Consider the following 24,145-nt stretch of genomic DNA (forward strand, 5'->3'; position numbering starts at 1 on the left):
CTCTAGCCCTCCAGTCGCGCGCGGCGCGCAAGCGGTCGGGTGAACAGCCCGGCGAGGTCGCCGGCCTGCTCGTAGCCCTGGATCGGGGTGAACAGGAGCTCGATCGACCACTTGGTCGCCAGGTCCTCCGCCTCGAGCGGGTTGGCGAGGCCGAGGCCGCACACCGTGAGGTCGGGCCGTGCCGCCCGGCAGCGGTCGAGCTGGTCGTCGAGGCTCTGGCCCTCGGTCACCGCCGTGCCGTCGGGGAGCAGCGCCAGCTCCTCGGCGAGGTGGATGCGATGCAGGTAGGGCGTGCCGACCTCGATCAGCTCGGCGCCCATCTCCCGCGACAGGAAACGGGCGAGCGGCACTTCGAGCTGCGAATCGGGGAAGAAGAACACCCGGCGCCCGGCAAGACCGGCCCGGTGCGCCTGGAGCGCTTTGGCCGCCCGGGCCCGGCCGGCCTCCGTCACCGCGACGACGCGGGCGGGCGACACCCCGAAGGCGCGGGCCGCCGCCGCGAGCCACAGGGTCGTGCCCTCGGCGCCGAGGGGGAACGGGGCCGGGATGCGGGTGGCGCCGCGATCCTCGAGCGCCCGGGCGGTATCGGTGAGGAAGGGCTGGGCGAGCAGGTAGCGGGTGTTCGGGCCGACCGGTGCCCGGTCGGCGGCGCGGCGCCCGGGCAGGAAGCGCACGTCGGCGATGCCGAGATCGGAAAACAGCCGCGAGAACTGGTCCTCGACCACGTCGGCGAGCGCCCCGACGACGAGGAGCGACGCGTCGCTGCCCCGGGGCAGATCCGGCACCAGGGCGGCGAGGCAGGCATCCTCGCCTTGCGTGAAGGTCGTCTCGATGCCGCTGCCGGAATAGCTCAGGACCCGCACGTCCGGGGCGAAGGTGCCCGAGAGCCTTGCCGCGGCACGGCCGAGATCGAGCTTGATCACCTCCGACGGGCAGGAGCCGACGAGGAACAGGAGCCGGATGTCGGGCCGGCGCTCCAGCAGGCGGCGCACCACCCGGTCGAGCTCCTCGTGCGCGTCGGCGAGGCCGGCGAGGTCGCGCTCCTCGATGATCGCGGTGGCGAAGCGCGGCTCGGCGAAGATCATCACGCCGGCCGCCGACTGGATCAGGTGGGCGCAGGTCCGCGAGCCGACCACCAGGAAGAAGGCATCCTGGATCTTGCGGTGCAGCCAGACGATGCCGGTGAGCCCGCAGAACACCGCCCGCTGGCCGCGCTCGTGACGGATCTCATGACGGGTCTGTTGGCGGGCCTCTTGCCCGCAGGGGACCGGCGCCTGGAGGGGGGAAGCCAGCGCCGTCATCGCGCAGCCCCCGCGGCATGAGCCGGCGCCTGCAGCCGGGCGGCGCGGAGCTTGAGCAGGAACTGGCCGGCATTGACGAGGTAGGTGGCGTAGGCCGAGAGCGCCAGCAGCATCAGCCCGGCGGTGCCCAGCGCCCCGGTGGCGAGAGCCACCAGGTAGGCGGTGTGGAGCGCCAGCACCAGCATGCTGACCACGTCCTCCCAGTAGAAGGCCGAGGCGAACAGGTAGCGCCCGAACACCGCCTTCTCCCACAGGGAGCCGGTCACCATGATGGCGTAGAGGGCGAGGGTCTTGGCCACCACGGAGGCGTTGGCGAGCGCCGCTCCCTCCCCGGTCGCGAGCGTGCGCAGGACCAGGGCGAGGCTCACCAGGAACACCGCGAACTGCAGCGGGGCGAGCACGCCCTGGACCATGGTCCAGGGCGAGGCGTCCCGGCGACGCCGCTCGGCCTCGCTGTAGAGAAACGGCCGGTCCATGGACGTCGCCATCGCGCCTGCCCTCGTCTCGCCCCGCGCTTGCGGCGGGTGCCGATGAAGGAAGCTAGGACCGGCGGCCTCCAAGTGTCAATCTGGATTGACACTCAAAACCGATGACAGTCTCGCGGAGGGCATGCGAATGAGCCTTGCGGTGGCACGCCGGACCTGTATCCTGGAATGAATCCGGATGACGTCGCCCTCGCGACGACGCTCCCAACGTAGAAAAGCCGACACAACGTCGAACAAGCCCGGTTTTCCTGCGCATCGGGGAGGCGCCGGTGGGAGATCAAATACAGTCCGGCGCCTTGCCGGGCGACAGGCCCAAGGCCCGCGAGCGGACGTTTCGCGAGGGGTGCATTCTCGGCCGAAACTTGGGTGGAGTATATCGACAACCGCGCTGGCGGGACGACCTCGCGCAGGTCGTGGAGGCGGAGATCATCCCGCGGCTGATGCTTGCGCATCGCAGCGAGATCAGGCCGCGCCGCCCGTCAGGGCGACTCGCCGACACCGACGACATCGGCCGGCTGGCCACCCTGATGCTGGCGCAAGCCGACCGCAACGCGCTGCCGGAGATCCGCGACCTCCTTGAGGGCGGCATGCCGCTGGCGGAGGTGCTGGTCGGCCTGATGGCGCCGACCGCCCGGCATATCGGCCGGCTCTGGGAGGAGGATGCCTGCGACTTCGTCCAGGTGACGACCGCGATGGCGCGGCTGCGCCGCCTCGTCCACGACCTGGAGACCCTCTGCCTCGACCCGCTGCCGGTCGATCCCGCGAGCCGGCGGGTGCTGCTCGTGCCGGCACCGGCCGAGACGCATACCTTCGGGCTGACCCTGGCGGCGCATTTCTTCGCCGAGGCCGGCTGGGAGGTGACGACGAGCGTCGACAACCATCTCGCCGACGCGCTGGAGCGCCTGCGGGCCGAGTGGTTCGACGTGGTCGGGCTGTCGCTCTCCTGCGACGTCTGCCTCGACCGGCTGGTCGCGGCGGTCCCGGTGCTGCGGCGCGCCTCGCGCAACCGCGACCTGCGGGTGATCGTCGGCGGGCCCGCCTTCCACGGCCGGCCCGACCGGGTCCGGCTCGTCGGCGCCGATGCGGCTGTCGACGACGCCCGCGATGCGCCCGAAATCGTGCAAAGCTTGCTTGATCTACGGATTAGAGCCTGCTGAAAGACCTGTTCGATGCGGTCGGTGTATGTTGGTGACCCTTGAACAGACCCGTGAGCCCTGCTGCGAAGGAATCTTTCGCGGTGCTGCGAGACGCCGTCTCCCGCCTCGACCCCCGGACGACGGGCAGCCTCGTCGCTGCTGCCAGCGACGTGTCCCTTGTCGTCGACGGCAGCGGCGTGATCCGCGATGCCGCCTTCGGAGCCGACGGGCTGTCCGAGGAGGCGGGCGAGACCTGGCTCGGGCGGCGCTGGATCGACACCGTGACGGTCGAGAGCCGGCCCAAGGTGCTGAGCCTGCTGGAGGATGCCGAGCCCGGCGCGGTGACGCGCTGGCGCCAGGTCAACCACCCTTCCGCGCAGGGCGGCGCCGACGTGCCGATCCGCTACGCGGCCCTGCGCATCCCCGACGACGACCGCATCATCGTGATCGGCCGCGACCTGCGCGCGCTCTCGGCGCTGCAGCAGCGGCTGGCCGAGTCGCAGCAGGCCCTTGAGCGCGATTACGCCCGCCTGCGTGGGGCCGAGACGCGCTATCGGGTGCTGTTCCAGCTCGCCGGCGAGCCGATTCTGATCGTCGATGCCGGCACGCGCCGAATCACCGAGATCAACCCGGCCGCGGCCCGGCTCCTGGGCCGGGCGGTCAAGCGCATCGTCGGGCGCGACCTCGTCGACCTGTTCGAGCCCGAGGGCGGCCGCGCCGTGCAGTCGCTCCTCGTCGGCCTGCGCCTCACCGGCCAGGCCGAGGACCTCACCGCCCGCCTGGCGCAGAGGCGCGGCGAGGCGCGGGTCTCCGCCACCCTGTTCCGCGAGGAGGCCGGGACGAGCATCCTGGTGCGCCTCAACGCCCGGGCTCCGGCGGCGAGTCCGGCCGCGATGCGCTCGGGCGCCATCGAGGTGATCGAGGCGATGCCCGAGGGCTTCGTCGTCACCGACCGCGACCGGCGCATCATCGGGGTCAACGCCGCCTTCCTCGACCTCGCGCAGCTCGCGACCGAGCACCAGGCCAAGGGCGAACCGATCGAGCGCTGGCTCGGGCGCGAGGGCGCCGAGATCGGCGCCCTGTTCACGACGCTCGCCGAGCACGGCTCGGTGCGCCACTTCGCGACCGTGATGCGCGGCGAGTTCGGCGCGGTCGACGAGGTCGAGGTCGCGGCGGTCTCCGTGCCGGGCGGGGATCGGCCGTGCTTCGGCTTCACCGTGCGCACCCTGCCCCGGCGCGTCGCCGCCGCGACCCCGGGCGGGCGCGAATTGCCGCGCTCGGTCGAGCACATGACCGAGCTCGTCGGCCGCGTCTCGATGAAGGCGCTGGTGCGGGAAACCACCGACCTGATCGAGCGGCTGTGCATCGAGGCGGCCCTGCGCATCACCAACGACAACCGCGCCTCGGCGGCCGAGATGCTCGGGCTGAGTCGGCAGGGTTTCTACGCCAAGATGCGCCGCTACGGCCTCGGCGACCTCGACGGCGCGGACGAGCCGGACGAGCGCGAGGAGTAAGCCCGAAGGGCGGGCGTGCACGATCCCGCGACGGCAGGCGCGCCAGTGTAAAGTTTGCTTGACACTTTCCCGGGGGCGTCACACCCTCTCGGCATGACGACCGAGCCTCTGATCAAGCCCCTGATCACGCCGCACGCGGTTCCGGCGCCCCGGGCGCTGCTGGAACTGCTGAAGCCGATCACGTGGTTCGCCCCGATGTGGGCCTTCGCCTGCGGGGTGGTCTCCTCCGGCGTCGCGGTCCAGGGGCGCTGGCCGGTGGTGATCGCCGGCATCCTGCTCGCCGGTCCCCTGGTCTGCGCCACCAGCCAGGCGGCAAACGACTGGTTCGACCGGCACGTCGACGCGATCAACGAGCCGGGTCGGCCGATCCCGTCGGGACGCATCCCGGGCCGCTGGGGCCTCGCGATCGCCATGGCCTGGACCGGGCTGTCGCTGGCGGTGGCGTCCATGCTCGGGCCGTGGGTGCTCGGGGCGGCCTTGTTCGGGCTCGCCCTCGCCTGGCTCTACAGCGCGCCGCCGGTGCGGCTGAAGCGCGACGGCTGGTGGGGCAACGCGGCCTGCGGCCTCTGCTACGAGGGCCTGCCCTGGTTCACCGGCGCCGCCGTGATGGGATCGGCCCTGCCGGACGGGCGGATCCTGCTGCTCGCCGGTCTCTACAGCCTCGGCGCCCACGGCATCATGACCCTCAACGACTTCAAGTCGATGGAGGGCGACCGGTGCACCGGCATCCGCTCGCTCCCGGTCCAGCTCGGAGCGGATTCCGCCGCCCGGCTCGCCTGCTGGGTGATGGCGGCGCCGCAAGCCGTCGTCGTCGCGGCGCTCGTCGCCTGGGGGGCGCCCTGGTATGCCGGCCTCGTCGCCGTGCTCCTCGCGGGCCAGGGCCTGCTGATGCGCCGCTTCCTCGCCGATCCGCGCGGGCGGGCGGCCTGGTACAACGGCACCGGCACGCTCCTCTACGTGCTCGGCATGCTCGCCGCGGCGCTGGCACTCCGGGGAGGCCTCGCGTGAGTGCGCCGTCCACTTTCGGCTGGGGCACCATCCTGCGCCTCGGCCTCGTCCAGACCGCGCTCGGCGCCATCGTGGTGCTCATCACCTCGACCCTCAACCGGGTGATGGTGGTGGAGCTGGCCCTGCCCGCCGCCTTGCCCGGCGGGCTCGTGGCCCTGCACTACACCGTGCAGGTCCTGCGCCCGCGCTGGGGCTACGGCTCGGATCTCGGCCGGCGCCGCACGCCCTGGATCGTCGGCGGCATGGCGCTGCTGGCGCTGGGCGGCGTCGGCGCCGCCCTCGGCACGGTGCTCGTCGCCGCGCAACCGGTCGCGGGCTACGCGCTCCTCGTCGCGTCGTTCCTCGCCGTCGGCATCGGGGTCGGGGCGGCCGGCACCTCGCTCCTGGTGCTGCTCTCCACCGGCGTCGCGCCCCACCGCCGGGGTGCCGCCGCGACGATCGTCTGGATCATGATGATCGCCGGCTTCGTCGTCACCGCGCCGACTGCCGGCCACCTGCTCGACCCTTTCTCCTCCGCCCGCCTCGTCGCGGTCTCGGGCGGCGTATCGCTGATCGCCTTCCTGGTCGCGGTGGTCGCCCTGTGGGGCGTCGAGCCGGGCCGCTCCGCCGTCCCCGCCCGGCCCGGGCCGGCGCGGCCCATCGCCCGAGCGCCCTTAGCCCAAGCTCCTTTAGCCCAAGCTCCCTTCGCTCAGGTGCTCGCCGAGGTCTGGGCCGAGCCGGAGGCGCGCCGCTTCACGGTCTTCGTGTTCCTGGCGATGCTCGCCTACAGCGCCCAGGAACTGATCCTCGAACCCTTCGCCGGCCTGGTCTTCGCGATGTCGCCGGGGGCCACCACCAAGCTCTCCGGCCTGCAGAACGGCGGGGTGCTCGCCGGCATGATACTGGTTGCCCTCGTCACCGCCAACGGGCGCGGGCCGTTGGCCTCCCTGCGCCTCTGGACCGTCACCGGCTGCCTCGGCTCGGCCGTGGCGCTCGCCGGCATCGCGGCCTGCGGCCTTGCCGGCCCCGCCACGCCGTTGCGCGCCTGCGTGGCCGGGCTCGGCCTGTTCAACGGCATCTTCGCGGTCGCGGCGATCGGCTCGATGATGGCGCTCGCCGGCACCGGCGGCACGGCCGACGGCGAGAGCCGCCACGGCACTCGCATGGGAGTGTGGGGCGCGGCGCAAGGGCTCGCCTTCGGGCTCGGCGGTTTCCTGGGCGCGGCGGGCGTCGACCTCGCGCGGCTCGCCTTCGGCACCGTGGTGCCGGCCTACGCGGCGGTCTTCGTCACCGAGGCGGCGCTGTTCCTCGTCGCCGCCGGGTTGGCGTACCGGATCGGGCGGCCCGGGACGAGCGCGCGGCCGCTCGGCTCCCTGTCGGTACAATCCGCGATCTGACGAACAACGATCCGGCCGGACCCGGCCCGGACGGGAGGCACGGCCATGGACGAGACGATCCTCGACGCGGTGGTGGTGGGAGGGGGACCGGCCGGGGCGACGGCGGCAACCGATCTGGCGCGGCTCGGGCGCCGGGTCGTCCTCCTCGACCGGGCCGGGCGCATCAAGCCCTGCGGCGGCGCGATCCCGCCCCGCCTGATCCGCGACTTCGCGATCCCCGACGACCTCCTGGTGGCCAAGATCCGCGCGGCCCGCATGGTCTCGCCGCGGGATCGCGCGGTCGACATGCCGGTCGGCGAGGGCTTCGTCGGCATGGTCGATCGCGGGCCCTTCGACGAGTGGCTGCGGGTGCGCGCCGCGCTCGCCGGCGCCGAGCGGGTGACCGGCACGTATCTTCGCCTCACCCGCGCCGGCGACGGCCCGGTCACGGTGCTTTACCGCACGACGGAGGGCACCGAGGAGGCCCTGCGCACCCGCCTCGTCATCGGGGCCGACGGCGCCAACTCGGCGGTGGGGCGCCAGGAGATCCCGGCCCATGCCCGGATGCGACAGGTCTTCGCCTACCACGAGATCGTGCGCACCCCGGCGTCCGGCGCCTTCGAGGGCGCGCGCTGCGACGTCTACTACCAGGGCGTCCTGTCGCCGGATTTCTACGCCTGGATCTTCCCCCACGGCGACACGCTGAGCATCGGCACCGGCAGTGCCCGAAAAGGGTTCTCGCTGCGCGGCGCGGTCGGGCGGCTTCGCGCCGCGACCGGGCTCGACGGCGGCGAGACGCTGCGCCGCGAGGGAGCGCCGCTGCCGCTGAAGCCGCTCTCGCGCTTCGACAACGGGCGCGACGTGCTGCTCACCGGCGACGCCGCCGGCCTCGTCGCCCCGGCCTCGGGCGAGGGCATCTACTACGCGATGTTCGGCGGGCGCCTCGCGGCGGAGGCGGCACACGCCTTCCTCGCCACCGGCGACGCCCGGGCCCTGGCCCAGGCGCGGCGCCGCTTCCTCAAGGCGCATGGCCGGGTATTCTGGATCCTGCGGCTGATGCAGAGCGTCTGGTACCGCAATGACGGCCTGCGCGAACGCTTCGTCAGCATCTGCCGCGACCCCGACGTGCAATCGCTCACCTGGGACGCCTACATGAACAAGGAACTGGTGCGGGCAAAACCCGCCGCACACGCGCGGATCTTCTTCAAGGATCTCGCCCACCTGTTCCGCTGGGTCTCGCCGTGATCGACGCGCTCGGGGACCGCTGGGGCCCGATCCTGGTGGCGGCCGTCTCGGCCATCGTCGTGGCCGCGGCGGGCGCGTGGCTCACCGCGCTCGGCCCCTGGTACCGGAGCTTGCAGGTCCCGTCCTGGAAGCCGCCCGACTGGGCGTTCGGCCCGGTCTGGACCACGATCTTCACGCTGACCGCCATCGCCGGGGTGCTGGCCTGGAACGCCGCGCCGGAGGGTCCCGCCCGCGCCTGGCTGCTCGCCGCCTTCGCGCTCAACGGCGTGCTCAACATCGCCTGGAGCGGCGTGTTCTTCCGCCTGCAGCGGCCCGATTGGGCGCTCGTCGAGGTGGCGGCGCTCTGGCTCTCGGTGGCCCTGCTGATCGTCGTGGTCGGGCGCCATTCCGGCCTGGGGGCGGTGCTGCTCCTCCCCTACCTGGTCTGGGTCGGGATCGCCGCCTGCCTCAACTGGTCGATCGTGCGCCTCAACGGGCCGTTCTGAGCAGTCGTGGGCGGCCGGTGCATGCCGGCCGCCCGCGACATCGCCCGGACACTTCGCCTAGCGGGCGATGGAATTGCACGAGGCCGGGTTGACGCTGATGCGACATCGTGAACCGTGGCGCGTTTTCGGCGATCGCACACCCTGTTTCCGGGTTTGCAGGGCTGGACCCTCGCCTGTCCTAGATTACTTCCCCGATCGACTGCGCATCTTCGGAGCGGGCAGGAGTATTCACGCGTGCCGGACCTCCTCACGAGCGGCCACATCGTCGACGCCGCGCTGCTGATCGTCGCCGCGGAGGCCGGCCTGCTCCTCCTGTGGCGCCGCCGCTCCGGGCCGGGCCGGGGCGCCCTCCTCGTCAACCTCGCCTCGGGCGCCTGCCTGATGGCGGGCCTACGCGCCGTGCTGGCGGGCGCGCCCGGACACTGGATTGCGGTCGCGCTCGCAGGCGCCGGCGCCGCCCACGTCGCCGATCTCTGGCTGCGGCTGCGCTCCGCGGCCCCCCGGACTCCTCGCCCATAGCTCCTCGGGCCCATAACTCCTCGGAGGGAAGCCACATGCGTCGTACGCTCAACGTCCTGCTCGGCTCCAGCGCGCTCGCCCTCGCGGCCGGCGCGGCCCTGGCGCAGCCGGCCTCCTCCGACCTGGTGGAGAAGGGGCGCTACCTCGCCACCGCGGGCGATTGCGTCGCCTGCCACACCGCGCCGGGCGGCAAGCCCTTCGCGGGCGGGCTCTACATCAACTTCCCGGGCGGCATCGGCAAGCTCGCGACACCGAACATCACTCCCGACAAGGAGACCGGCATCGGCTCTTGGAGCGACGACGACTTCAAGCGCGCGATGCACCAGGGCATCACCAAGAACGGCAGCTACCTCTACCCCGCCTTCCCGTTCCCCTGGTACACCCGCATCACCGACGAGGACGTGACGGCCATCAAGGCCTACCTGTTCTCCCTCGAGCCGGTGAACGCGCCGCGCAAACCCGCCGACATCGCGTTCCCGTTCAGCATCCGCGAAGGGTTGCTGGCCTGGCGCCTCGCCTTCTTCACGGACGGACGCTTCAAGCCCGACCCGAAGGCGAGCGAGCAGGTCAATCGCGGCGCCTACCTGGTCGAGGGCCCGGGCCATTGCGGCGCCTGCCACAACGGCAGCAAGCTCGTCGGATCCTCGCAATGGAGCGGATACCTCGAGGGCGGCACGATCGACGGCTGGTACGCGCCGAACCTGTCGGGCGACGACAAGGAGGGCCTGGGCCTGTGGAGCGAGGACCAGCTCTTCACCTACCTCAAGACCGGCGCCGCGCCGGGCCGGGCCGGCGTGGTCGCCGGGCCGATGCGCCAGGTGATCGAGGACAGCCTGAGCAAGCTGAGCGACGGCGACGTGCGCGCCATCGCCGCCTATCTCAAGACCCTGGCGCCGAAGCCTACCTACACGCCGGACGTGAAATCGGACTTCAAGGAGGCCTCCGCGGCGCCCGGCGCCGACGTCTACCTGAATCGCTGCGTCGCCTGCCACCGGCCGGACGGCCAGGGCATGCCGGGGGCGATTCCGGCGCTGGCCGGCAACGGCGCGGTGCTGGCCAAGGGCCCCGAGACGGTGATTCGGGTGATCCTCGGCGGCCTCGACGCCAAGGGCGAATACGCGGCGATGCCGGCGGTCGGCGTCGGCATGACCGACGCGGAGGTGGCGGCGGTGACGAATTACGTCCGCCAGACCTTCGGCAACCAGGCCCCGCCGACCGCCGAGCCCGGCCAGGTGGCGTCCCTGCGCTCCGAGACCCAGACGATGCTCGCCGGCAACGCCCCCTGCGAGACGGTCTCGAATCCGACCCTCGTCGAGGCCCTGAAGCAGGCGGATGCGGCGGGCCAGCTCAAGGACCTCAAGGCCGAGCAGATGCTGCCCCGCGTCACCACCCTGCTCCCGGCCGTGCGCCAGGCCGCCCCGCAGGCGACCTCAGCCGAGTTGGTCAACGGGCTGACCGCCACGTTCTGCCAGGTGGCCGACCACAAGACGACCGGGCTCGACTGGCCGACGACGATCGGCAGCTTCGCAGGCGTGGTCTACGGGCAGCTCAAGAGCCCGACCCGGGCGGAGAAGTGAGGGAAGCTCGTCGTCAAACCCTCCCCCTTCTGCGGGGGAGGGTGGCCCCGGCGTCAGCAGGGGTCGGGAGAGGGGACGACGCTTCCGGATGAGGCGGAATCGGTCTGACGGGCGCCCCCTGGATCAGCGTCGCGCTGCCCCTCTCCCGCCCCGCATCCGCGGGGCACCCTCCCCCCGCAGACGGGGGGAGGGTCACGCGCACGACGTGCCGTGCATTACCAAACAAGCCGTTTCGAGACGTCCGCTCGCTTCACCGCGGATCCACCCCCTGGTGCGGCCGTGGGGTGCCGCCGTGATGGTCGGTGAAGCTGGAGCGCTCGCCGGTCTCCTTGGCGCGCTGGACGCGCATGCGCTGCCAGATCAGGAACAGGATGACCAGCGCGAAGGTCGTGAAGGCGAGCATGTAGATCAGGCCGGAATCGCCCATGGCCGTTGCCTCCGAGAGAATGCCCTCATGACGCCGCAGCTCATGGGGCGGGGGTTGACGGGCGCACGGGCAGCGAACCGCCGTCGCACGTGTCACTCCAACTCCTCGAAACTGACAATGTGCCGATGCGGCAAATCGCCGTGAGATGACCCATCGATCTCGCAGTCCGATATTGGCCGGATCGATGGTTCGATCGCAGGCAATCGATTGCGTGTCATCGTTGAGACGAGAGACGAGAAGGCCCCGGCTCCTCTCGGAACCGGGGCCTGGTGATGGGTGGCGGATCGTGGGTGGTGGTTCTACTGCGCCTTCGGCATCGGGCCTCCGGCGAGCTCAGGGTAGTCCTTGAGCATCTGCGCGCCGTTGAGGGGCTTGGCCAGGCCCTGGTGGCAGGTGGTGCAGTTCGCCTTCGGCGGGTCGCCCTCGGGCCCGAGGCGGGCCTCGGGCAGGACGGGGGTCAGCGGGGTGATGTAGTTGCCGTTGATGTCGCGCACCATCCGGATGCCGTGCCAGGCGGTGACGCGCTTCGGGGTGCTCTCCTCCCAGGAGGAGAAGGCGCGGCTGTTGTGGCAGTAGGTGCAGTTGACTCCGAGGCCCTCCGCCATGTGGATCATCAGGGCATAGGTCTTCTCCGCCGTCTGGATGGGCTTCGACGGGCTCGTCGGCAGAGCCGTGCGGGCCGCGACCCGGATGGCGTTCTGGTCGATGTCCTTGTCGTCCAGCAGCCCCTGGAAGGGGTCGTAGTTGAGCGAGGACAGGCCGGCCTCAGGCGCCGGATGGTTCTGGCCGTTGTCGCGGGCGGCGAAGCCTTGGGCATGCGGGGGGCCCGGATTGTCGTGCCAGACCGCCTTCGGCACCGGGTTGCCGCGGTGGCAGGTGTAGCAGGTCACGCCGGTCTGACCGACGTGGTTCTGCCAGTCCGCGTTGATGTGGCGGACCATGCGAAGCATCGAGCGCGCCACCGTCTTCGCGTAGACGCTGTCGTCGGCCATGTTCTCGACGTTGTGGCAATAGGCGCAGCCCTGCTCGGGCGCCACCCACTCGGTGATCGAGGCCATCACGCGGTTGAACTGATCGGTCGACAGGTCCGTCAGAACCTTGACGTTCTGGTAGGCCTGCGTGGCGGGCTCGCCGCCGGGCGGGACCGGGTCCTGCGGCGCAGGTGCGACGTTCTCGTCGAGCTTGACGGCGAGCGTGCGGGGATTCTGCACCTGCACCATGCCGGTGCCGCGAAAGCCCGTCTGCTCGGAGCGGACCGGGGGCCGCTCCCAGCCTGCGGTGCCGAACATCGCGCCGGTGAGCAGCACGGCCACCACGACGCCGAGGATTTGGAGCGCGAGCTTCATGGCGTGCCTCCCGGGCTGGCGAGCGGATCCACCACCGGGCCGTAGATCTGCGGGTAGTGCGGCGCGACGCCGTGCTTGACCGCCCAGAGATACCAGTTGTCGACCACGGTACCGGTGAGCAGGATGCCGATGCCGCCGGTGAGCGTGGTGAGGAACGCGAACCACCACAGCCAGCGGTGGACCGATTCCATCGTGGCGTTGAAGCCCATGGTCCAGCGCCAGAACAGGGCGGCGCGCTCGGTCGCGGTGCCGCGATCGACGATCTGCTCGATCTCGCGCTCGCCGCCGTAGCGGCTGACCGCCAGGATGGTGGCGCCGTGCATGGCGAACAGCATCGTCGACCCGTACAGGAAGACGATCGAGAGCATGTGGAACGGATTGTAGAACAGGTTGCCGTAGCGCAGCGAGAACGCCGCGGTCCAGTCGAGGTGCGGGAAGATCCCGAACGGCACCGCCTCGCTCCAGCTCCCCATCAGGATCGGCCGGATGAAGCCGAGCACCAGGTAGAGCCAGATCGCCGAGGCGAAGGCCCAGGGCACGTGGTAGCCCATGCCCAACGCCTGGGCGCGCCGGAACAGGCGCACCCACCAGAGCAGGATCGAGGCGGTGAGGAAGAAGCCGGCGAGCAGCCACCACCCGCCCTCGGCGAGCGGCGGCAGGATCTGGAGCCCGTATTCGGGTCGGGGCGGCTCGAGGGCGAGCCAGGGCAGCTGGCGGATGAACTGGATCGGGTCCCAGTTCACCGAGGCCCACATGTTGAGGCCGATGATCTCGATGGCGATGAAGCCGCTCGCCAGCGACAGCGTGCCGAGGGTGCCGAGATAGAACGGCCCGATCTGCGCGTTGCCGACCAGGCCGGCGAGGTAGTTGAAGCCCCCCTTGCCGAGGCGGTTCTCGATCTCCGGGATCTCGACGCCGGCTTCGGGGTGGAGCGGATGGACCTGAACCTGGGTATAGATGTTCTGGTAGTACCCCATGGCGGCGGATGCCTTCTGAAGGGTTGTTCTCGAACGCGTGTGGAACTCAGCGCCAGATCGGCAGGCTCAGCCACCAGCCCCACCATTCGGGCCAGCCGCGGGTCCAGAACGGGCCGCTGATGACGATGCAGACCGCGCTCCAGAACCCGGCCGAGAGAGCGAGGAACAGGCCCAGCCGGTGGATGCCGATCGTGCCGATCGAGTAGCCGATCGTGTCGCGGAAGAAGGTGTCCTCGTGCTCGGGAGTCTTGACCACCTCGCCCTTCGGCGGGTTGGTCGAGGACAGGATCAGCGAGCCGTGCAGCGACAGCGCGAAGGTCGTCGTGAAGAAGAACGTCACGCCGAGCATGTGCGCCGGGTTGTAGTGGAAGTGGAGATATTGGTAGCCGACGTTCGACACCCAATCGAGGTGGCTGAGAATCCCGTACGGGAAGCCGTGGCCCCAGGCGCCCATGAGGAACGGGCGGATCACCACCAGGGTGACGTAGGCGAAGATCGCCACCGAGAAGGCGAACGGCACGTGGTAGCCCATGCCGAGCTTGCGGCAGATCTCGACCTCGCGCAGGGCCCAGCAGGAGAACGACCCGACGGCGCAGAAGGTGATGATCTGCCAGAGGCCGCCCTCGCGGAGGGGGGCGAGCGCCAGGCCGTATTTGAGGTCGGGCGGCGCGATGTTGATCTGCCAGACGTTCCAGGTCGGCCCGAGCGCCGCGCCCCAGACGATCAGGCCGGTGCCGAGCAGGGTGAAGAACAGCCCCAGCACCCCGAAGAACCCGACATAGAACGGCCCGACCCAGAAATCGAACAGGTCGCCGCCGAGCAGAGTGCCGCCGCGGACCCGGTATTTGCGCTCGAAATTCAGCATGGCCATGGGCGCGGCCCTCCCCGTCCGCGAAAATGTGGTGGCCGCGGGCGGGGACCGATCCCGTCCGCGGTGCGAGGGTGCCCGGGGCAAAGAGACCCGGAGACGGGCGCCCGGTCCGCCGGCCGGTCAGGTCGGCAGGATGTGGGTCTGCGCGATCTCCGCCCTCTTCGCTGCCGGGCCTTCCAGCCAGTTGAACCGGTTGGTGCTGAGCAGGATGAAGTGGATCAGCAGGGCCAGCACGAACAGGAAGGTGAACAGAGCCACCAGCGTGCGGCGCGGGTCGAACAGAAGCCAGACCTTATGCATGTTGTTCATTCCATCCTCACGAGAAGAAGGGCAGGATGCTGTTCGCGGCGACCTTCACGCCGCTCTCCAGCGCCGAGTAGCCGTTGGGCCCGGGCAGCCAGGGCCGCCACAGCCAGACGAGGAAGTGCGCGACGACCGCGATCGCCGTGAAGATGATGAAGCTGGTGACGAAGATGCCGTGGAACTCCTTCGCCTCCTCTTCGGTGAGTCCTGATAATACGCTGGGTTTGTCCATGCCGTTGGCCATTGCCGAACCTCCGGATGCGGATCCGCGCGGGGACTCCCGCGCGGGGTTGCCCGGCCGCGACGGACGGGCGGTCTCTCCACCGCCCGTGACGGCGGCGGAAACTCGGCTCCGAGGGGAGCGAGGCCCGAGGACCTCGTCCCGGGGGTTCTCACCCCAGGGGCCCTATCCCATGAAGGCGAAGGGGATCGCCGACAGCGCCATCACCCGCGCCTCGCCGAAGACCGAGCGGCGGGGGCCGGCATTCGGTGCGCCGGGGCGCAGGCGCTCCAGCAGGGCGGCGACGAGGAAGACCGGATAGGTCGCCGCCAGGATGGCCCGGAACTGGACCGCTTCCGAACGGGACCGCGAAACCGTGACGAACGGACGGGACATGTCTCGGCTCTCCTCCCTTCTCGCGACCGAAAGGTTCGCGAGCGATTCCAACGAGACCGGCGCGGCGGGTGCCGCGCCGGAGCGGCGCAGCCCTCAGGCCGCCGCGGCGAGCGCGGCGCGGGCCCGCTCGACGCAAGGGGCGGTCACGCTCTCGGACCCGGCCCGGGTCGCCTCGCGCTCGGCGGCGTCGCGCAGGCGCTTGGCGAAGGAGATCCGCACCAGGACCGGGCTCGCCTCCACCGAGGCGTCGAGGCGCGAGCGGGCCTCGTCGTCCCAGGGGAGAGCGCGGCGGGCGCGGGCGGGCGTCGCCTCGACGGCGTCCATGTCGCGCGACAGCGGCAGGATGTGGAAGAGCGCGTCGAACAGCGCGTTGCAGACCTCCTGCACCAGGTAGGTCGCGCCCGAGTAGCCCATGAAGGGCGTGCCGGTGTGGCGCCGCACCACCGCGCCCGGGAAGGAGGCGGGGATGAACACCGCCCTGCCCCCGCTCTCGGCGAGGTACAGGCGCTCGTTGTAGGAGCCGAACAGGACGAGCGGCGGCGTCTCGCGGATGGCCTTGCGGACCGCCGCGTTGTCGGGCTTGGCGCCGGCCTTGCGCGAGAACGCGAACCGGCAGGGCAGGCCCATCTCGTCCTCGAGGAAGTTGCGCATTCCTCGGGCATAGGTGTCGGTCGCCACGATGCCGAAGCTCGCCGAGGCGAAGAAGTCCTGCGTCACCGAACGCCAGAGGTCCCACAGGGGCTTCAACGTCGTGTGCTTCTCGCGCTCGATGAACGGCTCGGGGTCGAGCCCGAGAATCTCGCCGAGCGCGCGCAGGAACTTCGTCGTGCTGTGCACGCCGATCGGCGCCTGGAGGTAGGGCCGCTCGAGGGCTTCGCAGAGGAGACGCCCGAACTCCCGGTAGAGGCAGATATTGGCGTCGGCCTCGACGAGGCGCGGGATGTCGGCAAGGTGGGTGCCGAGCGGGAAGACCAGGTTCACCTCGGCCCCGATGCCCTCGACGAGGCGCCGGATCTCGGCGAGGTCGGAGGGCATGTTGAAGGTGCCGTAGGCCGGACCGATCAGGTTGACCCGCGGCCTGACCCCGGGGGCGCGCTCCGGCCGCGGCGGGATCACACCCTTCTTGGCCGCCTTCTTGGCTCCGTATTCGTGCCAGAGCCACGACAGGGCGCGGTCGGCCGCCTGCCACTGGTCCTCGTCGATGGTGCGGGGCAGGAAGCGCTGGAGGTTGGTGCCCTCCGGCGTGACGCCGCCGCCGATCATCTCGGCGATCGAGCCGGTGACGACGACGCTGGGCTGAGCCGGATCGAGCGTCGCGTGGGCGCGGCGCATCGCGCCTTCCGTGCCGTGGCGGCCCAGCTCTTCCTCGGCGAGGCCCGTGACGACGATCGGCAATTCGTGCGGCGGCAGCGCGTCGGTGTAGTGCAGCACCGAGGTCACCGGCAGGTTCTCGCACCCCACCGGACCGTCGATGACGACTTGCAGGCCCTTCACCGCGGTGAAGACGTACACGGCGCCCCAGTAGCCGCCGGCGCGGTCGTGATCGAGGACGAGCATCAGGCCATCTCCCCGATCGGTTTCTCCGGCGCGGGCCGCTTCACGGCGGCGCGCTTCCTCGGCACATCCTCCCAGATGCCGGCGGCGTGGCCCTCGCCGACGCCGGCGAAGAACGACCGCATGGCGTCGAACCGGTCGCGTTGCGCCATCGCGCCGTTGACGACCTGCGCGAGCGAGCCGGCCCCGGCGACGCCCATCAGCGGGCGGGCCGAGATCAGGTTGGTGAAGTAGAGGGCGGGGATCGCCCGCTCCTTGGCCTTCTGCACCACCGGCGTGGTGCCGACCGCGAGGTCCGGCCCGAACTCCTCCACCGCCGCGAGATCCTGCTCGAGCGAGGCGCGGAACTGCACCCGGCAGCCCCGCGCCTCGAGCCAGTCGCGGTCCACCTCCGACATCGCCGTGCGCGGGCAGGCGGTGCCGACGTAAGGCACCTCGGCGCCGCTCTCGACGAGGAGGCGGGCGACCAGCAGCTCCGAGCCCTCGTAGCCGCTGAGCGTGATCCGGCCGCGGATCGGGCTGGCGGACAAGGCGCCGCGGATCGCCGGCAGGAATCGGTTCTTGGCCGCGTCGACCGCGGACCGCGCGACGCCGCAGGCCTCGCCGATGGCGTCGAGCCAGGCGGCGGTGCCGTCATGGCCGACCGGGCCTGAGGCGACCGCCGGGCGGCCCGCCGCCTCGAACTCGCGCAGGGACGCGGTGTAGAACGGATGGATCGCCGCGACCGCCGTGCAGTCCAAAGCCGCGTAGAGCTCGCGCCATTCCCGCGTCGGGACGACCGGGCCCGCCGCGAGACCGAGCGGTTCGAGGAGCGCGCCGATCTGCATCGGGTCGGCCGGGAACATCTCGCCCAGCAGCGCGACGGTCGGGCGCCCGTCGCGGCCCTGGTGCGGTGTGCCTTGGCGCGGCGCTGCGACGGGGCCCTGCTCCGCCTCGGCCCGCGCGACCTTCAGCATCGCGCCGGCGAGCACGTCCTTGGCCTCGGCATGGGTCGGCACGCCGAAGCCCGGCACGTCGATGCCGATGATCCGCACCCCGTCGATCTCCCGCGGCAGCAGCCGCAGCGGCACGCCGGAGGCGGTCGGCACGCAGAGGTTGATGACGACGACGGCATCGTGCAGCGCCGGATCGGCGGTCGCGTGGACGGCGTCGCGGATGTCCTCGAACAGCTTGCCGGTGACCAGGGTCTCGGAATTGAACGGCACGTAGCCGACGGTCCGGCGCGCGCCGTAGAAATGCGACGTGAAGGTGAGGCCGTAGACGCAGCAGGCCGAGCCCGACAGGATCGTGGCGGTGCGGCGCATGCGCAGGCCGACCCGGAGCGAGCCGAAGGCCGGGCACATGCTCTGCGGCTGGTCGTGCGGGCCGACCGGGTAGTCGCGCTTCAGGGCGTCCAGGGTTTCGCCCATGCCGGCGGCTTTCGCTGCCTGGCGCATCGTCTCCTTGCCGGAATGGCAGCCGAGCCCGTCCTGGCGCGTCGCATCCAGGTTGACCGGTGTCTCTATGGGCGTTCGAGCGCGAAGCGCCGCGAGATCGAGGGAGGCGCCCATGGTCAGACCGCCTCGTAGACGACTTCGAGGGAAGGCCGGATCTCGACGGGGCGGCCGCGCATGTCGGCATCGCTCGCCGGGTCGAGCACCACGCCGCGCCCGACCGCCTCGCCCTTGAACAGTCCGAGCAGCGCGTCCTGGGAGAGCGGCGTCGGCCGGTGCGGCAGGGCGGTGCCGATATTGTCGGCGAGTTCGGCGAAGAGCGGGCCCCAGCGCCCGTCCGGCCGGCCGATGATCTCGTAGTTCGCGCTCTTCCTGCGGATATCGTCGTCGGCCGGGATCGAGGCCAGGATCGGGATGCCGGCGGCCTCGGCGAAGGCCTGGGCCTCGCCGGTGCCGTCGTCCTTGTTGATGACGAGGCCGCCGACGCCGACATTGCCGCCGAGCTTGCGGAAATACTCCACCGCCGAGCAGACGTTGTTGGCGACGTAGAGCGATTGCAGGTCGTTCGAGCCGACGACGATGACCTTCTGGCACATGTCGCGGGCGATCGGCAGGCCGAAGCCGCCGCAGACCACGTCGCCCAGGAAGTCGAGCAGGACGTAATCGAAACCCCATTCGTGGAAGCCGAGCTTCTCGAGCAGCTCGAAGCCGTGGATGATGCCGCGCCCGCCGCAGCCGCGGCCGACCTCCGGCCCGCCGAGTTCCATGGCGAACACGCCGTCGCGCTTGAAGCAGACATCGCCGATCGCCACCGACTCGCCGGCGAGCTTGCGCCGGGTCGAGGTCTCGATGATCGTCGGGCAGGCCCGGCCGCCGAACAGCAGCGAGGTCGTGTCGCTCTTCGGGTCGCAGCCGATCAGCAGCACCCGCTTGCCCTGCTGCGCCAGCATGTAGGACAGGTTGGCGAGCGTGAAGCTCTTGCCGATGCCGCCCTTGCCGTAGATGGCGATGATCTGGGTCTCGCGGGTCGCCGTGGTCGGGACCGGATCCGGGGGCATCGCGGCCTCGGCGCGCAGGAGCGTGGCCTGCCGGAGAGCGGCGCCGTTCAGCGAAGCGTTCATGGCCGTGCTCTCCAGTCGAGGATCATCTTGAGGCAGTCGGGATCGCCGAAGGCGGTGCGGTAGGCGTCGGACGCCTCTGCCGCCGGGCGGCGATGGGTGACGAGGCCGTCGAGGGACAGGGCGCCGCTGCCGGCGAGCGCCGCCACGGCATCGAGGTCGCCGGGCTGCCACTGCGCCGCGACGCGGAGGCGCGCCTCGCGCAGGAAAGCGGGCGGGAAGGCGAAGGAGAGCGGCGCCTCGTAGAAGCCGGCCAGCACCACCTCGCCGCCGGGCGTCAGCCGGGCGATCAGGCGATCGAGAAGGCCGGCATCGCCGCTCGCGTCGATGATCCGGGCATACGACGTGTCGTCGTGGGCGGGATCGATCACCGTGTAGCCGGCAGCCCCGCCGCGCCGGGCGGGGTCGCGCTCCCACACCACGGGATCGCGCCCGTCGATCCTCGCGATGCGCGCCAGGAGCCGCCCGAGGACGCCGTGCCCGACGATGAGCTGGCGCCCCTGTGCGTCGCTGCCCGCCAGGGCGTGGTGCGCGGTGGCAGCGAGCGCCAAAAGGATGCCGCGCTCGTGCAGGGACTCGGGGATCGGCCGCAGCCGATGCCCTGCGGAGACGAGGTGCGAGGCCGCGCCGCCGAACAGCCCCCGCACGGGCCCGAAGCAGCGGGCGCCCGGCACGAACACGGTCTCTCCGACGCGGCGGCCGGATTCGGGGCCGGCCTCGACCACCCGGCCGACGGATTCGTAGCCCGGCACCAGCGGGTAGCCCATGCCGGGGAAGTCGGGCATCCGGCCCGACCACAGCAGGCGCTCGGTGCCGGTGCTGATGCCGCTCCACGCGACCTCGACGGTCGCGTCGGCGGGACCGGGTGCGTCGAGAGCGAGTTCGGCGAGGCCGAGCCGTTCGGGACGATCGAGGATCACGGCCTGCGCGTGCATGCGGTACGGCCCCCGCCTGGTGCGGATGAGTGCCGCTCGATGCGGCATAAGTCATCTTAGATGGACATCGACGTGCGTCAAGTTTGCTTTACACTTTTGTCCTCGGACCGAGCGGTCACGAGGTCGTGGCGGCGAGCAGGCGCACCAGCATCGGGCGCCGGGTGCGGTGCTCGCGCACCCGCGCGAAGCCGGCCTCCCGCAGCATGGCGGAAAGTTCTTCGGCCTTGCGCGGCCGGCCGCTGCCCATGGCGAGGAGGTAGAAGCCGAAATAGGCGTCGCCGATCGGCGCGGCGCCGGGGGTCCCGGCCATCGGCTCGGCGACGAGCAGCGTGCCGCCGGGCTTCAGCGCTGCGCGGGCGCTCCTCATCAGGGCGAGGGCGGGCCCGTCGTCGTGGTCGTGCACCACGCGGACCAGGGAGGCGAGGTCGGCGCCCTGCGGCAGCCCGTCGTGAAAACTGCCGCCGACGGTCCCGGCACGGTCGGCGAGGCCGGCTTCCGCGAAACGGCGCGCGGCGCGGGCCGCCACCGGCGGCAGATCGAACAGGGTGACGCGCAACGTCGGGCTGCGGCGCGCCGCCTCGACCGCGAAGGCGCCCTCCCCGCCGCCGATCTCCAGAAGGTGGCTGTGGCGGGCGAGCGGATAGGCGTCGAGGATGTCGCCGGCGACCAGCGCCTGCGAGGCGCCCATCAGCGCGCCGTAGGGCGCCACCGCCGCCTCCTCCACCTGCGCCGGGTCGTCGGTCCCCGCATAGGCCCAGTAGCCGGACAGCGTCGTCGGACCGGCCGTGCCGCGCAGGAGAGCCACCGGATCGCGCAGGTCGTCGTAGAGCATGGCGTGGTGGGCGACCATCGCGGCGACCGATGGGTTGCCGAGCAAGGCCGCGCCGAGATCGCCCAGCGCGTAGCGGCCGTCGCGCCGATCCGTCAGGAGCCCGAGGGAGGCGGCGGCGCGCAGGAGGCACAGGGTCCGGTCCGGCGGCAGGTCGAGGCGGCGGGACAGGTCCGCCGTCGTCATCGGGCCGTCGGCGAGGAGGAGGAACAGGTCGAGGCGGAGGCAGGCGGCGAGCACCTGCGCGTAGACGAAGCCAGCGCAGAGATCGAACAGGGCGCGGGCATTGCGGTGCGCGACCGGCCGGGTGAGCGGGAAGGCGGCGGCGAAACGCTGGAAGCGCGGATCGGCGATCAGGCGATGGCGCCAGGCGAGGAGGCGGTCGCGCCAGGAGGACGGGGCGGCAGGGACCGCCGGGAGGGCGTGCGGACCGGGCCTCATACCCCTCCCCCCTCTGCGGGGGAGGGTGGCGCCTGCGTCGGCAGGGGCCGGGAGCGGGGACGCCGCATCCGGAAAGGTCGCGCGCTTCTTGAAGGGCGCCACGTCCGGCACCGTCGCGCTTCCCTCTCCCGCCCCACTGCGTGGGGTACCCTCCCCCGCAGAGGGGGGAGGGTTCGGGCACGGGCCTCCCCGGCCATCGCCTAAGCCACCAGGCTCTGTGCCAGCCGCTCCGGCAGGAACAGCCGGGTCTGGGCCAGGATCTCGGCGCGCAGCGCGCCGATGCCGGGGCAGTCGGGGATCACCTCCATCGCCTCGTGGGCGAGGTCGGAGAGGCGGCGGAGCGCCCCGTCCATGCCGAGCAAGGCCGCCGCGTTGGGGCGCCCGAGGGTCACGTCGCGCCCCACCGGCTTGCCGATCTCCTCCTGGCGGCAGGCGACGTCGCGCAGGTCGTCGGCGACCTGGTAGGCCTCGCCGAGATATTCGCCGAGCAGCCGCCAGCCCATCGGCTCGACCCCGGCGGCGGCGGCGCCCGTCACCGTGGAGGCGGCGAAGAGCGCGCCGGTCTTGGCCTGCTGATAGACCGAGAGCCCGACCTGCGGCTCGGATTCCCAGGCCTGGCCGGCGACGATGCCGGCGGGCGAGCCCACCGCCCGGGCCACGAGGCCGACGAGCGAAGCCAGCCGGTTCGGCGAGCGCGCGGCGCCGCGGGCCAGCGTCTCGAAGGCGAGCACGATCAGGGCGTCGCCGGTCAGCACCGCCAGGGGCTCGCCGAAGGCGACATGGACGCTCGGCTTGCGCCGGCGCTCCGCCGCGTCGTCGAAGCAGGGCAGGTCGTCATGGACCAGCGAGGCGCAGTGCAGGAGCTCGATCGCCGCCGCGGCGGCGTCCGAGGCGGCGGGGTCGTCGTCGCCGCAGGCGCGGGCGACGGCGAGGCAGAGCCGCGGGCGGATGCGGTGGCCGCCCGGGAAGACCGCGTAGCGGATCGCCTCGGCGAGGAGCGGCGGCGCGCCGGGCGCCTCCGCGAAAGCCACGGCCATGTCCAGGGCCCGTTCGATTCGCCGACCGTCATCCATGAGGGATCCCTCCATGGCGCTTCTCCCGAATGTCATTTCGTTTGAACATTCCAGAACGTCAACTTAGATTGACACTATCGCGGCAGGAGATCAACGGCGTGGCGCAGGAGCGGGCGGTCGTGATCGGGGCGGGGATCGGCGGGCTCGTCGCGGCGCTGACGCTCGCCGCCCGGGGGCTGCCGGTGACCCTGGTCGAGAAGGAGGCCGCGCCGGGCGGCAAGATGCGCCGGGTCCGGGCCGGTCCTCGCCAAGTCGAGGCCGGCCCGACGGTCTTCACCATGCGGTGGGTCTTCGAGGAGATCTTTTCGGAGTGCGGCGCCGATCTCGGCGAGCGCGTCTCCCTCACCCCCGCCGCGGTGCTGGCCCGCCACGCCTGGAGCACGACCGAGCGCCTCGACCTGTTCGCCGACCCGGCCCGCTCCGAGGCGGCGATCGCGGAGTTCGCCGGCCCGCGGGAGGCGGAGGGGTTCCGGCGCTTCCGCGCCCGGGCGGCCGAGATCTACCGCACCCTGGAGGGGCCGTTCATCCGCGGCCAGCGGCCGAGCCCGGTCGACCTCGCGCTGCGGGCCGGCCCCTCGGGCCTCGGCGGGCTGATGCGCATCCAGCCCTTCACGACGCTCTGGACGGCACTCTGCGAGCAGTTCCGCGACCCGCGGCTGCGCCAGCTCTTCGGCCGCTACGCCACCTATTGCGGCTCCTCGCCCTTCGCGGCGCCGGCGACCCTGATGCTGGTGGCGCATGTCGAACTCGACGGCGTCTGGACCGTGGCGGGCGGGCTGTCGCGGCTCGCCGCAGCCGTCGCCGACCTCGCCGGCGAGCACGGGGCGGAGCTTCGCTACGGCACCGCCGTGACCGACATCCTGGTCGAGGGCGGGCGCGTCGCCGGCGTGCGCCTCGAGACCGGCGAGCACCTGCCGGCGACCCGGGTGGTGGCCAATGCCGACGCGGCGGCTCTGGCCGACGGGCTGTTCGGGCGGGAGGCCGCCCGGACTGTCGAGCGGATGCCGGCGGGCGAGCGCTCGCTCTCGGCGGTGACCTTCGCGGTGGCGGGCGTCCCCGAGGGATTCGACCTCGTGCGCCACAACGTCTTCTTCTCGGGCGACTACGCGGCCGAGTTCGCCGACATCGCCCGTCACGGCCGCCTGCCGCGGGACCCCACCGTCTATGTCTGCGCGCAGGACCGGGGCGACGACGGCGTGCCGGCGAATTCCCGGGACAGCCTCGCTCCCGAAGCCCTGCTCTGCCTCGTCAACGCGCCGGCCTCCGGCGCCGCCCTGAACCCTGGGGAGATCGCCCGATGTCACGACACGATGAGCCGGCGGCTCGCCGCCTGCGGCCTGACGATCTCGGAGGCGGCGCGAACGGTCACGGGGCCGGCGGAGTTCGAGCGGCTTTTTCCGGCGACGGGCGGGGCACTGTACGGCCGAGCCTCGCACGGCTGGATGGCGTCGTTCCGCCGGCCGGGGGCGCGGACGCGGCTGCCGGGCCTCTACCTCGCGGGGGGGAGCGTCCATCCGGGGCCGGGCGTGCCGATGGCGGCGCAATCGGGCCGGCTGGCGGCCGCGAGCGTCTTGCTGGACCTCGGTTCGACCTGAAC

General features: G+C 71.9%; 24 protein-coding genes. 9 read left to right on the forward strand and 15 right to left on the reverse strand.

Features of this window, described 5'->3' with window-relative positions; translation table 11 throughout:
* Nucleotides 1–2: 2 nt before the first annotated feature.
* Nucleotides 3–1,301, reverse strand: coding sequence for a ferredoxin:protochlorophyllide reductase (ATP-dependent) subunit N (locus G4G93_RS19450; protein ID WP_165086476.1), 1,299 nt, complete (start codon nucleotides 1,299–1,301; stop codon nucleotides 3–5).
* Nucleotides 1,298–1,789 carry a 2-vinyl bacteriochlorophyllide hydratase gene (bchF, locus tag G4G93_RS19455; protein ID WP_165086478.1) on the reverse strand — a complete coding sequence of 164 codons (492 nt, stop codon included), beginning with the start codon at nucleotides 1,787–1,789 and terminating at the stop codon, nucleotides 1,298–1,300. Before bchF ends, G4G93_RS19450 begins: the two co-directional genes overlap by 4 nt.
* Nucleotides 1,790–2,226: 437 nt before the next feature.
* On the opposite strand from bchF, the gene G4G93_RS19460 reads away from it, so the two are divergent.
* The 8 genes from G4G93_RS19460 to G4G93_RS19495 all read left to right on the forward strand — a co-directional run bounded on the left by G4G93_RS19460 (nucleotide 2,227) and on the right by G4G93_RS19495 (nucleotide 10,625).
* Nucleotides 2,227–2,943: a B12-binding domain-containing protein gene (locus G4G93_RS19460; protein ID WP_165086479.1), complete on the forward strand. Its 717-nt coding sequence runs from the start codon at nucleotides 2,227–2,229 to the stop codon at nucleotides 2,941–2,943.
* An 80-nt stretch (nucleotides 2,944–3,023) separates the two neighbouring features.
* Nucleotides 3,024–4,436 (forward strand): transcriptional regulator PpsR, encoded by a 1,413-nt coding sequence (gene ppsR, locus G4G93_RS19465; RefSeq protein ID WP_165086481.1) that lies wholly within the window; start codon nucleotides 3,024–3,026, stop codon nucleotides 4,434–4,436.
* A 93-nt stretch (nucleotides 4,437–4,529) separates the two neighbouring features.
* Nucleotides 4,530–5,444 (forward strand): chlorophyll synthase ChlG, encoded by a 915-nt coding sequence (gene chlG / locus G4G93_RS19470; RefSeq protein ID WP_165086483.1) that lies wholly within the window; start codon nucleotides 4,530–4,532, stop codon nucleotides 5,442–5,444.
* Nucleotides 5,441–6,820, forward strand: a complete 1,380-nt coding sequence (locus G4G93_RS19475) for a BCD family MFS transporter (protein WP_165086485.1) — start codon at nucleotides 5,441–5,443, stop codon at nucleotides 6,818–6,820. Before chlG ends, G4G93_RS19475 begins: the two co-directional genes overlap by 4 nt.
* Before the next feature lie 45 nt (nucleotides 6,821–6,865).
* Nucleotides 6,866–8,044: a geranylgeranyl diphosphate reductase gene (locus G4G93_RS19480; RefSeq protein WP_165086487.1), complete on the forward strand. Its 1,179-nt coding sequence runs from the start codon at nucleotides 6,866–6,868 to the stop codon at nucleotides 8,042–8,044.
* Nucleotides 8,041–8,529, forward strand: coding sequence for a TspO/MBR family protein (locus G4G93_RS19485; protein ID WP_395412133.1), 489 nt, complete (start codon nucleotides 8,041–8,043; stop codon nucleotides 8,527–8,529). The genes G4G93_RS19480 and G4G93_RS19485 overlap by 4 nt, the downstream gene beginning before the upstream one ends.
* Before the next feature lie 234 nt (nucleotides 8,530–8,763).
* Nucleotides 8,764–9,048 carry a hypothetical protein gene (locus G4G93_RS19490; RefSeq protein ID WP_165086489.1) on the forward strand — a complete coding sequence of 95 codons (285 nt, stop codon included), beginning with the start codon at nucleotides 8,764–8,766 and terminating at the stop codon, nucleotides 9,046–9,048.
* A 35-nt stretch (nucleotides 9,049–9,083) separates the two neighbouring features.
* On the forward strand, nucleotides 9,084–10,625 hold the full coding sequence (locus tag G4G93_RS19495) for a cytochrome c (protein WP_165086491.1): 1,542 nt from the start codon (nucleotides 9,084–9,086) through the stop codon (nucleotides 10,623–10,625).
* Nucleotides 10,626–10,875: 250 nt separating this feature from the next.
* Here the strand turns inward: G4G93_RS19495 and G4G93_RS19500 are convergent, their stop codons facing one another.
* The 13 genes from G4G93_RS19500 to G4G93_RS19560 all read right to left on the reverse strand — a co-directional run bounded on the left by G4G93_RS19500 (nucleotide 10,876) and on the right by G4G93_RS19560 (nucleotide 22,548).
* On the reverse strand, nucleotides 10,876–11,052 hold the full coding sequence (locus tag G4G93_RS19500) for a hypothetical protein (protein ID WP_206289885.1): 177 nt from the start codon (nucleotides 11,050–11,052) through the stop codon (nucleotides 10,876–10,878).
* Between the two features lie 299 nt (nucleotides 11,053–11,351).
* Entirely contained in the window at nucleotides 11,352–12,398 is a 1,047-nt protein-coding gene (gene pufC / locus G4G93_RS19505; protein WP_165086493.1) for a photosynthetic reaction center cytochrome PufC, read from the reverse strand.
* Nucleotides 12,395–13,375, reverse strand: a complete 981-nt coding sequence (gene pufM / locus G4G93_RS19510; RefSeq protein WP_165086495.1) for a photosynthetic reaction center subunit M — start codon at nucleotides 13,373–13,375, stop codon at nucleotides 12,395–12,397. The genes pufC and pufM overlap by 4 nt, the downstream gene beginning before the upstream one ends.
* Before the next feature lie 46 nt (nucleotides 13,376–13,421).
* On the reverse strand, nucleotides 13,422–14,246 hold the full coding sequence (pufL, locus tag G4G93_RS19515) for a photosynthetic reaction center subunit L (RefSeq protein ID WP_165086497.1): 825 nt from the start codon (nucleotides 14,244–14,246) through the stop codon (nucleotides 13,422–13,424).
* 120 nt (nucleotides 14,247–14,366) lie between these two features.
* On the reverse strand, nucleotides 14,367–14,546 hold the full coding sequence (pufA, locus tag G4G93_RS19520) for a light-harvesting antenna LH1, alpha subunit (protein ID WP_165086610.1): 180 nt from the start codon (nucleotides 14,544–14,546) through the stop codon (nucleotides 14,367–14,369).
* 16 nt (nucleotides 14,547–14,562) lie between these two features.
* Nucleotides 14,563–14,793 carry a light-harvesting antenna LH1, beta subunit gene (pufB, locus tag G4G93_RS19525; protein WP_165086498.1) on the reverse strand — a complete coding sequence of 77 codons (231 nt, stop codon included), beginning with the start codon at nucleotides 14,791–14,793 and terminating at the stop codon, nucleotides 14,563–14,565.
* Nucleotides 14,794–14,955: 162 nt separating this feature from the next.
* Nucleotides 14,956–15,165: a hypothetical protein gene (locus G4G93_RS19530; protein ID WP_165086500.1), complete on the reverse strand. Its 210-nt coding sequence runs from the start codon at nucleotides 15,163–15,165 to the stop codon at nucleotides 14,956–14,958.
* Nucleotides 15,166–15,258: 93 nt separating this feature from the next.
* Nucleotides 15,259–16,722, reverse strand: a complete 1,464-nt coding sequence (gene bchZ / locus G4G93_RS19535) for a chlorophyllide a reductase subunit Z (RefSeq protein ID WP_165086502.1) — start codon at nucleotides 16,720–16,722, stop codon at nucleotides 15,259–15,261.
* Nucleotides 16,722–18,269, reverse strand: coding sequence for a chlorophyllide a reductase subunit Y (bchY, locus tag G4G93_RS19540; RefSeq protein ID WP_165086504.1), 1,548 nt, complete (start codon nucleotides 18,267–18,269; stop codon nucleotides 16,722–16,724). The genes bchZ and bchY overlap by 1 nt, the downstream gene beginning before the upstream one ends.
* Nucleotides 18,270–18,271: 2 nt before the next feature.
* The gene (locus G4G93_RS19545; RefSeq protein WP_165086505.1) at nucleotides 18,272–19,273 is read right to left on the reverse strand and encodes a chlorophyllide a reductase iron protein subunit X; all 1,002 of its coding nucleotides are present in this window, start codon (nucleotides 19,271–19,273) and stop codon (nucleotides 18,272–18,274) included.
* Entirely contained in the window at nucleotides 19,270–20,205 is a 936-nt protein-coding gene (gene bchC, locus G4G93_RS19550; RefSeq protein WP_165086506.1) for a chlorophyll synthesis pathway protein BchC, read from the reverse strand. The genes G4G93_RS19545 and bchC overlap by 4 nt, the downstream gene beginning before the upstream one ends.
* Before the next feature lie 115 nt (nucleotides 20,206–20,320).
* A complete protein-coding gene (locus G4G93_RS19555; RefSeq protein ID WP_165086508.1) occupies nucleotides 20,321–21,475 on the reverse strand; it encodes a methyltransferase in 1,155 nt (384 codons plus the stop codon).
* A gap of 200 nt (nucleotides 21,476–21,675) precedes the next feature.
* On the reverse strand, nucleotides 21,676–22,548 hold the full coding sequence (locus tag G4G93_RS19560; protein WP_165086612.1) for a polyprenyl synthetase family protein: 873 nt from the start codon (nucleotides 22,546–22,548) through the stop codon (nucleotides 21,676–21,678).
* Between the two features lie 98 nt (nucleotides 22,549–22,646).
* Here G4G93_RS19560 and crtD point away from each other — a divergent pair, with 98 nt between their 5' ends.
* The gene (gene crtD, locus G4G93_RS19565) at nucleotides 22,647–24,143 is read left to right on the forward strand and encodes a 1-hydroxycarotenoid 3,4-desaturase CrtD (protein WP_165086509.1); all 1,497 of its coding nucleotides are present in this window, start codon (nucleotides 22,647–22,649) and stop codon (nucleotides 24,141–24,143) included.
* Nucleotides 24,144–24,145 lie beyond the last annotated feature (2 nt).

Origin of the sequence: Methylobacterium sp. DB0501, from assembly GCF_011043735.1 — a bacterium.
Lineage (GTDB): Bacteria > Pseudomonadota > Alphaproteobacteria > Rhizobiales > Beijerinckiaceae > Methylobacterium > Methylobacterium alsaeris.